The organism is Pleionea sp. CnH1-48, assembly GCF_024124665.1.
Classification (GTDB): Bacteria; Pseudomonadota; Gammaproteobacteria; order Enterobacterales; family Kangiellaceae; genus JAMXSB01.
Genome location: NZ_JAMXSB010000002.1, coordinates 129,313 through 141,838 on the forward strand (window position 1 = coordinate 129,313; position 12,526 = coordinate 141,838).

10 protein-coding genes are annotated in these 12,526 nt (G+C 43.2%); 5 read left to right on the plus strand and 5 right to left on the minus strand.

The window, feature by feature from the left end:
• Positions 1 to 188: 188 nt before the first annotated feature.
• The 3 genes from NH399_RS03215 to NH399_RS03225 form a co-directional block, all read right to left on the minus strand.
• Positions 189 to 2,144: a GMC family oxidoreductase gene (locus NH399_RS03215; RefSeq protein ID WP_253036984.1), complete on the minus strand. Its 1,956-nt coding sequence runs from the start codon at positions 2,142 to 2,144 to the stop codon at positions 189 to 191.
• 224 nt (positions 2,145 to 2,368) lie between these two features.
• Complete coding sequence (locus tag NH399_RS03220; RefSeq protein WP_253036985.1) at positions 2,369 to 2,962, minus strand: imm11 family protein; 594 nt, start codon at positions 2,960 to 2,962, stop codon at positions 2,369 to 2,371.
• Between the two features lie 85 nt (positions 2,963 to 3,047).
• Positions 3,048 to 4,703, minus strand: a complete 1,656-nt coding sequence (locus tag NH399_RS03225) for a sensor domain-containing diguanylate cyclase (protein WP_253036986.1) — start codon at positions 4,701 to 4,703, stop codon at positions 3,048 to 3,050.
• Between the two features lie 457 nt (positions 4,704 to 5,160).
• Between NH399_RS03225 and NH399_RS03230 the strand changes: the two genes are divergently transcribed.
• Positions 5,161 to 5,712, plus strand: coding sequence for a 4'-phosphopantetheinyl transferase superfamily protein (locus NH399_RS03230; RefSeq protein ID WP_253036987.1), 552 nt, complete (start codon positions 5,161 to 5,163; stop codon positions 5,710 to 5,712).
• 2 nt (positions 5,713 to 5,714) lie between these two features.
• Here the strand turns inward: NH399_RS03230 and NH399_RS03235 are convergent, their stop codons facing one another.
• Positions 5,715 to 6,596, minus strand: a complete 882-nt coding sequence (locus NH399_RS03235) for a LysR substrate-binding domain-containing protein (protein ID WP_253036988.1) — start codon at positions 6,594 to 6,596, stop codon at positions 5,715 to 5,717.
• Between the two features lie 113 nt (positions 6,597 to 6,709).
• Here NH399_RS03235 and NH399_RS03240 point away from each other — a divergent pair, with 113 nt between their 5' ends.
• The 3 genes from NH399_RS03240 (at position 6,710) to NH399_RS03250 (ending at position 10,582) form a co-directional block, all read left to right on the plus strand.
• Positions 6,710 to 7,468: a heme-binding protein gene (locus tag NH399_RS03240; RefSeq protein WP_253036989.1), complete on the plus strand. Its 759-nt coding sequence runs from the start codon at positions 6,710 to 6,712 to the stop codon at positions 7,466 to 7,468.
• A gap of 256 nt (positions 7,469 to 7,724) precedes the next feature.
• Positions 7,725 to 9,914, plus strand: a complete 2,190-nt coding sequence (locus NH399_RS03245) for an ATP-binding protein (protein ID WP_253036990.1) — start codon at positions 7,725 to 7,727, stop codon at positions 9,912 to 9,914.
• Complete coding sequence (locus NH399_RS03250; protein ID WP_253036991.1) at positions 9,911 to 10,582, plus strand: response regulator; 672 nt, start codon at positions 9,911 to 9,913, stop codon at positions 10,580 to 10,582. The genes NH399_RS03245 and NH399_RS03250 overlap by 4 nt, the downstream gene beginning before the upstream one ends.
• 12 nt (positions 10,583 to 10,594) lie before the next feature.
• Here NH399_RS03250 and NH399_RS03255 read toward each other — a convergent pair whose 3' ends face one another.
• Positions 10,595 to 11,497, minus strand: coding sequence for a LysR family transcriptional regulator (locus NH399_RS03255; protein ID WP_253036992.1), 903 nt, complete (start codon positions 11,495 to 11,497; stop codon positions 10,595 to 10,597).
• Positions 11,498 to 11,603: 106 nt separating this feature from the next.
• On the opposite strand from NH399_RS03255, the gene NH399_RS03260 reads away from it, so the two are divergent.
• Positions 11,604 to 12,482 carry an MBL fold metallo-hydrolase gene (locus NH399_RS03260; RefSeq protein WP_253036993.1) on the plus strand — a complete coding sequence of 293 codons (879 nt, stop codon included), beginning with the start codon at positions 11,604 to 11,606 and terminating at the stop codon, positions 12,480 to 12,482.
• The last annotated feature ends 44 nt before the right edge of the window (positions 12,483 to 12,526 follow it).

A 12,526-nucleotide genomic window follows, 5' to 3' on the forward strand; every position in this document is an offset into this window, starting at 1 on the left:
TACACATTTATTTTTATTTAACTATGTCTTTTTTAATTATTTCTTTTTTACAATATCTTCCTAACTACAGAATATTACACAGCTTCAATCAGGTAGCCAAAACACAGCTAGCTAAAGCAGCAATATCCTTATTGCTGCGAATTATAGACGAATCAGCCCAACAGGACTATGACCTGACTCACAAAGAGTTAGGCATTATGTCGTACATCAGCCAGAATAACGTCTGTCGCCTTCTCACTGATCATATACACCGAGGTTACAATAAAAAATCCGGGTATATATGGGAATACCGACGCATCGACCACTCGTAAGTTTTTCGTGCCATGGACCTTAAAGTTCCGATCAACCACTGAGGTAGGATCACCAGCAACCCCCATCTTATTTGAACAAGAAGCATGATGCCCCCAAGCCTCATTCTTAACAAAATCACCCACTTCTTCGTTTGTTTGATACGCATTGCCCGGCCATACTTCTTCGTTAACATAATATTTGGCAGGAAAACGCTTCATAATATTTCGGCAAACCTCAACGCCTTTTATCACGCCCTGCAAGTCATCGCCAGACGCATCGTTGCCTTCATCGAAGTATTTGAAATTAATATCCGGCACATCTTGTGGGTCCGCTGAATTCAGTGTCACCTGCCCTGCACTATTATTGGTATGTCCTTTAAGTACCAGCCAGGTATATTGATCTTTAACATTAGCAATATCATTAGAATATCCAGGATAATACCCTGTAAAGCGGCCTGGCAAACCAAAGATAAACAGATCAGGATCTTCCATTTCGGGTTTAGAGCGTTGAACCAGTGACAACGCGCTGCCATTGCTTGCGTAAGGTCCACGATTCCACCAGCGGTTCTTGTAGCGATCCAGACAAGGGTCGTCACCTTCACCAAAGGTACAAGATTCTACCAGCGGAAGTTTTTGAGACATCTCGCTCACAATGCCTACTTCGTAACGATCTTGCAGATTTTCGCCCACGCCACCCAGCTCAACCTTGACATCAATGTTGTGATTTCTAAGCTCTTGCGCTGGACCTATACCGGATAGCTTAAGCAATTGAGGACTGTTAAAAGCACCACCTGCCAAAATAACTTCACGACTGGCTCGTACCTGGCGTTTGGTTCCCGTTGTTTCTGCACTGTGCAGCGGATCAGCCCGATACAGTTTGCTGCCTTCCAGATATTCAACGCCCACCGCTGTATTATCGTCGTCCAATAATACTCGCGATACCAAAGCCCCGGTGCGAATCGTCAACTTATCGGGATACATCGCCTGAGTACTCAATAGATATTCACGAACACCATGACGTTTACCACTACGACTGGTAGCCATTGCGGGTAAGAAAGCCCCTTCTTCGCCAGAGGCTACACGCCAGTGATTAATATCTAACAAGTTACCCGAAAAAACTTCTTCAAGAATTTCATCGAGACCCGCTTCTGCCAAACCGGATGTCACAATGCTTTTTACAATAGGGTCTTCAAATAACAGACGAATATCCGGTTTATTGGTTTTTAACCAACCATCGAATCCGTGCCGAGAAGGATTAATACCAAACCAGGGACGCGGCAAATACTGACAACGTTCCAGACGTTCAAAGTAACGACGCATTTTAGATGCATCCCAGGAATCATCCCCTGTGATTTCTGCAATGCGATTGAAATCACTGTTGTGAGGATAAACAGTGATCATGGCATGATGGGTAGTACAACCACCAACAGTACTCGCTCGTGGATAAAAAATACCTTTGTTCGGAATGTATTTTGAATCAGCCTGTTGGCGATTGACATCAGAATAGTGTTTTACAAAAAAGTCCCAACTGAGTTTGGGATCTTCTGACGCTTTAGCATGAAACGCGGGAATACTGTAAGTATCATCATTGGGATCATTGTCCCCTGCTTCCAGTACCAACACCCGATGACCGGCTCGTGCCAAATTAGCCGCTAACGGACCGCCACCAGCCCCCGACCCAACAATAATAAATTCATACTCCTCATTAACAAATTCGAAACTACCGTTAAAAGCCGTGGCTACGCCGCTGGTTAATGCTCCGGCAGCAACACCGGTTTGAATAGATTTTTTAGTAAATTCGCGCCGAGAGATTTTTTGTTTAGAAAAAGGCTCTTGAGATTTTTTTTGTTTCATAGGTCCTACCACATATTTTTTATTTATTGTGGCTTGACTATAACAACAATCTTTGGGGATAAAAATGTCGATAGAAAATAATATACGAAGACGCAATAATTCATCGTGATGCGACAACATCACAGAAGAAAACACGATCAGAAACAATCGACAAAAGCGACTTTTAAAATCTCATTCTTTTATCAGAGAGTCTCATTCTTCTCTATTTCGCTATAAATAAAGGCTTAATGCAAAGTTGGTTGTTGAGCAGAAGGATCTGATGCAAAGAGATTACCTAAGTCAGAATTAAAAACAATGCCTTTCAACCCAGCCTCTTCAACTAACTGTTTAAAGGCAGAACTGCAATAGACACCTTGGTAGTTATCAAATGCCGTCCGAAAAACAGCAAAGTCTTTCACCCGTTCTTCATGAAAAGCTAAAGACTGTAATTCACCATAATGGTCTCTAGTACTCAGCTTTTGATCAACACCTTCCACCGATTCTGCCAACGACAGAGGATTGAACAGATAACCGGTCTTGTCCTGATATAATACAGGCAAAAGCTCTCCATGTTTTTCTAACACCGAATATAAACTTTCAAATGCCGTTTGATTTAAAAATAGACGCCCATTGCGTAGGGTTATATCAGGCATGCCGCCTTTTGCACCGCCAGAGAGTTTCGCAAAGTCGATGTCTATCGGTTGCCACACATCTGCGTAGCTTATTGGGGAGGGATTAAAATGGAATTGAGTGCTCTTTCCCAACTTGTTTCTTGTCTCTTTGCTATCGAGCACAAAATTTAAGTAATCGACAACATTGGCAAGGATGGCATAGATCATAAGAAGGTAGCTAATGGGTTTCTTTCGTTCATAATGACATAATCAGAACGAATTTTCACGGTTCAGTTTGTTACTCAAGTATTAACTAATCTGTCTTGTCCTCATCAAATACGACAACACAATTGCGTCCTTGTTCTTTTGCGTGGTACAAAGCCTGATCGGCCAACTTAAATATAACGTCGGTGTTGATAACACTCACCTGGCTACTGCATATCACGCCAAAACTCGCACTGCAGTTAATGCTGACGCTATCATAAAAGTGCTCTGTTTTACTTAATCGGTTTCTGAGAGTTTCGGCCACCTGCTCTGCTTTTTTACAGTCGGTATGAGGCAGTAACACCGCAAATTCTTCACCGCCTATTCGACCACTGATATCACTGGTACGTGTGGCCGAATTCAGCAAGTCACCGATATTCGACAACACAACATCTCCCATAGGATGTCCGTACTTATCGTTGACTTCTTTAAAGTAATCAATATCGAACATGATAAAAGAAAAATACTGATTGTATCTCTTGGCCCGTGTTACTTCGACCTCAAAACGCTCCATAAAGGAGCGACGATTGGAGATCCCTGTGAGCACATCGGTTGTTGCCATTTCTGATAGTTTAAAGTTCGCTAAACGTAATTCTTCCGTCATATTTTCGGCGATGCTAAACGCCCTTGAACGGGTGTTTTCTAATACCCAGCTCACAGCAAAGATCAACAAGCTAATGGCAAGCCCTACTCCTCCGATATAATAGGGAATGCGCTCTTCACGATGGCTGATGCGCCAATCTTTATCGGCATGCATGAGCAACAAAAATTCTTGACCGCCATAAGAATAAACGACTTCTTTGAAGAACTCTGGCTGTTTCTCATATTCAAAAGAATGATAAACATCAAGGCCAAAGATTAAATTGTCGGCATTGGCCTGCCTGCCTCGGTAGAGCTCCCATTTAACTTCTCGATCGGCACCCCGCATTAACTCCTTGAACATGTTTTCATGTAGAAAAGATACGCCGATGATCCCTTTATATCTTTGATGCCCATCATTTTTCGCACCCGGAACCAGCACAGTAAAAGTAAGCGTCGTCGGCCCTTTGGGGAACAGTTTCAATTGATGCAATAAAATGAGATCGCCATTACTGGTAATCGTCGTCAGAATCTTATCGTTTAATGTGGAGAGATCGAGCCCTTTTAGATAGTCATCGTTCGGCGTAACGTAAAGGATCGGCCAGCCTTTATTACTCACTTTCTGTCTTTCGCCACCGTGATACTTCCAGGTATAAAAAGAGTTGAGCTGATGATTACCTTCTTCCAGATTCGCTAAATAGGCGTCAGCCTGTGGCGAACGTTCATTCAAGCCAAAGTAAACCGCTGAAAGGTAAGGAAACTGCTCATGGAGTTGATGGGCCTGCAGATACTCTTTCCACTCGTCCTTTGAGACAAACTCACTGCTTTTAAAAAAGCCCAAAATCGAGCGAGTCAGGTTCAGGTGTTGGTCGAGCCGATCTTTTATACGATTTTGAACAACCTCAGTTTCTGCCTGGAAGGCATATTGTCGCTGTTTATACAAACTATCGACACTTTGCTCAACCACCCAGGCGGTACTGAAAAGTAGCGTCAACAATAAGATAATGGAGACGATTCCTTTACGTAATCGGCTGTTACTTTGACTTGCAGGATTTTCGGAGGTTTGTTCAGCCGCCTCCCAAAGAAGAGCTTCTCGTTTTATGTTTTTTTGCTTGTCACTGCTCATATCGACGGCTATTAACGATAAATGCTGATATTAAGACTACTCACATAGTATTAAATGTAGTACAAAAACCGGCCTCAACAAACGCTTTTAGAGATTTAATGCTGAGGCTGCCCTCAAAAACTGGGCATAGGCACCTCATTATTTGTCAGCAAAAGCCCACAGAGCCTACCGTTGCATCAACTCTGGCGCGCTATCACCTCCAGCCAAACTAAAGCATTGATTCTTATAGACCAAATCTCTAGAATCCCATGGCAAAGTGATCTGCCAATAACTCGAGGGAACGTCTATCAATTCTCTAGCACCTAATGGCGGTGGTTTCATAACCCCCAGCGTATTCCCTTCTTTTCTGGATCTTGGGCAAGTTTGTCTAAAGGGCGTGGGTTTTGATGTCGGCCAGTTTTCTTTAGGTTTGTTTAAACAGCTGCAGGTTGCCTATCCGCATAGCCTGGATAAAGCAGTGACTAAGCGAAAAGCCGAGTTCCTGGCAGGTCGTTACGTCGCCCAGCAAGCCCTCAAAGAACTGTGTATCGAGGTTGAGCAAATAGCAGTAGGCCCCTCTAGAAACCCACTGTGGCCAACAGAAGTTGTCGGCGCCATCACTCATACTCATCAGCGAGCTTTCGCGGCTGTCGCCTTAAAGCAGCATATTCGCTATCTGGGGCTGGATCACGAAATATGGATCGAAAGCGCGACAGCCAAAGACATTAAATCCAGCTTGATTTCTACAACAGAAGAAGACTACCTGAATACTACCCAGTGGCCCTTTGAACGCGGGTTGACGCTGTTATTCTCTGCCAAAGAGAGTTTGTTTAAAGCCTTATTTATTGAAGTCGGACGTTACTTCGACTTTTTGGATGCCGAGCTCCAGGACTTATGTTTTAACACCCACACTTTTACTCTCAAACTAACGACTGACTTAACTCCTCAGCTTGTTAAAGGTCGCTGTTTTGCAGGACGTTTCCAATATGATGAAAGCAGCGTTCAAACGCTCATTGCTATCGAGCCATAAACTCATTCAACTCGATTCTTCTCGACAAGGAAATCAACAAACAAGCGAACTTTAGTCGCCAAGTGTTTGTTATTCGGATAGACCGCCCAAATACCATTATCCGTTGGTTGATAGTTATCTAAGCAAGTTGAAAGCAAGCCTTGTCGTAGCGCCTTTTCAACATAAAACTCGGGCAACTGAGTGATACCCATTCCATTAATGGCCGCCTGACACAGCGCATGACCGTTGTTACTTTTCCATCTACTTTTGATGGCCAATCGGTCTGAGTTACTGCCCTGTCCTTTTATATACCAATAGGGTGTTGAACCTTGCAGACAGTCAAATTCACTTAATTGCTCAGGCGTGTCAGGTACTCCCTTTCGCTCAAAGTAATCAGGACTGGCGCATATTTTAAGTTTTCTTGATGTAATACGTCGAGCAATAAGCGACGAGTCTTCTAGCTTGCCCGAGCGAATAGCCAGATCGATGCCTTCAACCAGAAGATCGACATTACGCTCAGTAAACTGTAAATCAACCTCAACATCAGGGTACCGCTTCATAAACTCAATCGCGGCAGGAACCACATACCGTTCTCCATAGGCACCGGCTACAGATATTCGCAACCACCCTCTTGGCCTGCTACCTGCACTCATAATAGCGTTTTCGGCAGCTTCTAATTGTTCTAGTTCACCTTTTATCTTGGAGTAAAAAATCTGTCCTAATTCAGTCAACGACACTCTGCGAGTTGTCCTCAACACGAGCTGCTGCCCCAAACGTTCTTCCAGACGACTTATCTGGCGACTGACATGAGCTTTAGACACCCTAAGCCTACGAGCTGCCTGCGAAAAACTCCCTACCTCTGCAACCTGAACAAAAACATCCAGTCCTTCGTAGCGATTCTGCACTTTTCAACTGTTCCAATATAGTAACAATGATATTCAGATTAGCATCTTCTATATATTTTTAGAAACAATATAATTCTCCTCAACAACATTATTGCCAAAATCTGGAGAACTTCATGAATCAACAAATCATTCCTCTACTTTTCACTGGGCTAATGGCTATGAGCGTACAAGCCAACCAATGCCAAGATTTGCCTGGTCACCAACAACTTACTGAGGCCCTTAAAAAATCGGTCAAGACGACCGGAGCCGAAGTTAATGGCGGTCTGGAATTCAATATGTGGGCAACCATAGTCGATCGCACAGGGTCGGTTTGCGCAGTAACCTATAGTGGCGATGAGGTTGATGCCCAATGGTTAGGCAGTCGAGTGATTTCCGCCCAAAAAGCGAATACAGCTAACGCTTTCAGTTTAAACAACCTGGCGTTATCCACAGCAAATCTATGGACCGCGACTCAACCCGGAGGCAGCCTCTTTGGCTTACAACACAGTAACCCGGTAAATACGGCAGTGGCTTATCGAGGGGCCTATAGCCATTTTGGAAGCTCTCAAGATCCGATGATCGGCGGCAAAATTGGAGGCGTGAATGTATTTGGTGGCGGCCTCGCCCTCTATAACAAAAAAGGCGACATTATTGGGGCCCTCGGAGTGAGCGGAGATACTTCTTGCGCCGACCACAACATTGCCTGGAAAACGCGGGACGCGCTAAAGCTGGATTATGTTCCAGCGGGTGTCTCTGCAACCAATGATGACAACATTATATATCAGAGCGAGCATGGCTTCGCCCATCCCGTTTGCGGTGGTGAGGAAGCTCAAATTGGAAAGAAACTCCCCAAAACCCATCCAATCAATTTACCTTCGACACTTTCAAAATAGTGTTGAGAGACTTAAATAACAACATCTCACGACTTTTGATAAGGGCTTTACATTTAAAGCCCTTGTTTTTTATCTGGGTAAAGTTCCCATTTTTAGTCTTTGTTTAATTATTATTGAATTGAGTACTTGCGCCCTACAACTATTACTTTTTGAGTTTATTTAGCCCTCTTGTGAACGTGTTTTTTTGCTCTGATTCACTCCGTGTTATAATCTCGCGAACTAAGAAAATGATAAAAATAACCGTCGCGGATTTAACATGAAGTATTCTTTGTTCTTTCTTTGCTTTCTCATTTGCTCTCCCATTCATACTTTCGCCGAAGTTGATCTTCAAACTCTTGAACAACAACTTGAGCAGATTTCTGATGCCAGTACCGAGTCTGAATCTCGCGTTAGGGCACTACTGGCAGAGGTAGAACAACAAGGTAAAAATCAACACATTCTGTTGGTCACTCAAAAACTCTCTCGTCTACTAAAAGACAATGGCAAGTTGGATGAAGCCATTGAATACGCCAAACGCTCCGTCACGATTGCCGAAAATCTAGAAGACAAAAAACAAGTTGCCGATGCCTGGTTTGAAATTGCTCTTATTGAAAAAAATCGCAGCCAGCTCAAACGTTCCATTGAGATTATGGAAAACACCGTATTGCCAATGGCAAAAGAACATAATCTTAGCGGGTTAGCGAATTATTATCGTATGACAGGTGTATTTTATCGCAATGATTTTGATATGGATAAAGCCAAATATTTTTATGACTTAGCCTTGCCACTTTATGAGTCATCTAACGACACCAAAGGACTCGGGCAAATGTACTCAGTCCTCGGCGTCTACTACGAAGCCATGGACCAAAAGCAATTGGCTCTAGAGCTGACTCTCAAAGCCCGCGTTATATTTGAAAAATTAGATGATGTAGATCAACTAGCGACTATCTATTACAACTTAGCATCGTTATTGTCTGGTCTTGGTAGCAACGACGAAGCTATCGAATATTTCAAGAAGACTCTTGAAATGGATATTCGCCGCAATGACAAATCGGATATGATGTTCAGTTATTTTAAGCTTGCGGGAATCCATCATAAAATCGACAAAAATGAAGAAGCAGAAGAATATGTTTTAAAATCAATTGAGCTATCAAGAGAGCTTAACGATACCAACCATCTGGCAATGAACTTATTAACACTGTCAATGATCAAAAGAGCCCTCAATCAACGTGACATGCTGCTACCTATTCTTACCGAAGCCGAAAACATTGCGCGCCAAAATAACTACAAAAACACATTAAGATTTGCCAGTGCTCTTTTAGCCAGCTATTTAATTGATGAAAAAAACTATGAATCTGCACACTCTTATGCAGAAACGGCTTTGGCCATATCAAGAGAAATGAATGTTCTCCGTTTAATCATTATCGATACTTCTCATCTGGCCAAGATCAACTATCACCTAGGACACTATCAAGCGGCTTACGAATTATTAAAAGAGTCAAACGAAATCAATGTTAAAGACATTAACGAAAAACGTGCAAAAGCCGAAGCCAAGTTGAAGCGTGATGTCAAACTGTTAGAAGAACAACTCAAAGTGACGGAGCTAGAAAAAGATAACTTATTAAAAGAAGAAATCATCTTACAAAAAGCCTATCAACAAACAGTGAACCTATCGATTGCAGGATTACTGATTCTTTTGCTGCTCATATTCGCCTACTTCCAGATCCAACGCAGGCGTACAGCCAACCAAAAAGCCCAACAAATATTGACCGCTCTCGATAGAAAAAATGAGCATCTGGCCGAAATCGCCCACGACTTTAGAACCCCCTTGGGCGTTTTAAAAGCCCATCTGGAGGCGATGGAAGATGGCATGGTAGAAGCCAATGAAAAAACCTTCTCGACCTTAAAAAATCGTATTACCGATCTCAATCGCCTGGTAGGTGATATGAAAGAATCTTCAATGAACGAATTAGGACTTATACGTCTTGAGCTAAAAACCATTACAGTTAATGAGTTTTTTGAAGAGCACCTGTTTAATTTCCGTCCTCTTATCGCTGCAGCAGACTTAACGCTGGAAGCCGATATTCAAACGCCACCCTCTCTCGAAGCCGAGTTAGACAGTGAGCGCATGGCACAAGTTGTTGGTAACTTGATTAAAAACTCCATTCGTTATACCCATGCAAAAGGTAAGATGGTAGTTCGAGTGTCAAGTACAGAAAACACACTGCATCTAAGCCTTGAGGATTCTAGCCCAAGCGTGCCAGCAAACGATTTGCCCCATTTATTCGATAAATTTTATCGCTCTTCTGATACTCAACAAATGGCGAAAGATGGCAGTGGTTTAGGATTATTTATTTGCCATGAGATCATTTCTGCTCATGGCGGTGAGATAACTGCAGAGCTATCGCAATTAGGTGGATTATTGATTACAATGAGCCTTCCGCTAACACAAAAGCATGAATCATGAGCCACACTATTCTCGTTGTTGAAGATGAAGTCGACATAGCATCCATCGTGATCAGCTATCTACAGGCAGCTGGTTACAGTACCGAACATTTTAGTGAAGGCTCCGGCGTCGTTGAGTGGGTAAAAGAACACTCCCCTTCGTTAATACTTCTGGATTTAATGTTGCCAGGTCAGGACGGGATGGATATCTGCCGCGCAATACGCACATTTTCGGATGTCCCAATTATTATCACAACCGCCAAGGTTGAAGAAATTGATCGTTTAATTGGCTTAGAATCGGGCGCAGATGATTATGTGTGCAAACCTTACAGCCCCAGAGAATTAACCGCTCGTGTGAAAGCCAATCTACGTCGCACCGACCGACAGGTATCTACGTCGAATCAATTGGTGTTAAATCAGGATAATCGAGTTTCCTATCAAGCAAACAGTGTAGAGTTAACCACCGTTGAGTATAATTTACTCAAACTGCTTTATTCACAACCCAATCGAATATTTTCTCGTGATCAGATCATTCGCTCAGTCTATGTTGATTATCGCGAAGTGTCGGACCGTACCGTTGATAGTCATATTCGTAACTTGCGCAAAAAGCTTAAAGGGTTGGAACTAGACAATGAATTGGTTCGTTCAATTTATGGTGCAGGATATAAGTTTGAGCCCATTGATCTTTAATTAGCGCATGAGTTAAAGCGAGAGTTCCTGAAAAGACTCGATTAAAGCATCCAAAAACATTCTTACAGCAAGTGGTTGATACTCTCGAGAACGATATACTCCATGTACCCCCAAGGGGACCGGAAAATAGTGCGGTAGCAATTCAACCAACTCCCCGCTATCAATAAACGGCAGTACAGACACTCTGGGTAACAACGAAATGCCCGCTCCCTTTAATGTTGCCCGCAACAACACTTCCGTTTCATTTGCTGCAAAGTTACCTTGAACAGAAATAGCTTCACGTTGTAGTTGCTCTCCTAGCTGATGTTCAAAGTTCCACTGACTCTGACCAAAATAAGAGTAAGCCAAACAATTATGATGAGCCAAATCCTCTAACTGTGTTGGTTGTCCTCTTGCGCTCACATACTCCTCACTTGCACACAGTATGGAATGACAGACCCCTAGCGGCCGAGCGATTAAATTGGGATCCAAATCGTTACTAATACGGATGGAAAGATCGATCCGCTCCTTGACCAAATCAAGGGTTTGATTGCCCACCAGCATCTCGATGGACACTTCTGGGTAACGTTGCAAAAACGGATGAATCATCGGCTCCAGCAATACTTGAGCGATAAAAGGTGAACAGCTTATTCGCAACTCTCCTTTCGGGACTTGATCCGTCGCTTGTCCCACTTTCGGGATTTCTGAACTGATGGCTAACAGCTGTCGACAACTTTGAAGGCAATTGTCGCCAGCGGCGGTTAAGGTTAGTCGTCGAGTCGAACGATGCAATAAGCGCGCATCCGCCCAGCTTTCCATTTCACTCAGATAGCGAGTGACCATTGAACGCGACATACCTAAAGCATCGGCGGCGGCCGCCATGCTGCCCAGCTCTACGATACTGACGAATACTTTTGCTGAAGTCACTCTGTCCATATAACCGATCTATGCAACATTTTATTGACGATTATAGGGTTTTTCGTTCGATTAAAGCAACATAGACTATCCCAATCCTACAGATAACACTTAAGAAGGCTCCTTAATGAAATCTATTATCTCTTTGTTTTTTCTAGCTATATTACTTACTTTAAGTACCCTTTCTGCCACGGCAAAAGCCCCTCTAACGCTAAAAGTCTTTAATCCTGGCGAAAAGAGTATTTTTCCGGTCACCTCCAGCCTCATTATTGGGCAACGAGAGGTCATACTGGTGGACGCTCAATTCCAGCGCAATGACGCTTTAACTCTCGTCAGTATGATCAAAGAAACAGGTAAAACCCTCACCACTATCTACATCAGCCATGGCGATCCTGATTACTACTTCGGACTCGAAGTCATTAAATCAGCTTTTCCGAAAGCGCGAATACTGAGTAGCCCTACAACTAAGGCCTACATAGAAAAAACAGCTGCTCCCAAACTTAAATACTGGGGACCGATACTCGGTAAAAACGCACCCACACAAACGTACATCCCAGAAGCAATTAAAGGTGATACTTTAACCATTGATAACCAGGTAGTTAACGTTGTGGGTTTGGATGGACACGATCCCAAACATACCTTTTTATGGATACCTTCGCTTCGAACCATTGTTGGCGGTGTGAGTGTATTCGACAATATGCACGCATGGCTGGCCGATTCACAAACTCCGCAATCACGACAAGATTGGCAGAAAACCCTGAATCAAATGAATGCTCTGCACCCAAAAAGAGTCGTACCAGGGCATTTCTTAGGCAAACAGAATAACAATGCTTCTGCCATTGGGTTTATTCAAACTTACCTTAACAAATTTGAAGACTCAGCGAACAAAGCGAAAAATTCTAAAGAGCTGATCCAGCTAATGAAACAGCACTACCCAAACATAAAAGGTGATGCACTACTAGAGCTTAGCGCCAAGGTAATTGAAGGCGAACAGCAATGGCCATAAGCCACTAATCTCCAAACATAGAAGCCATGGAAGGCTCGCCATCG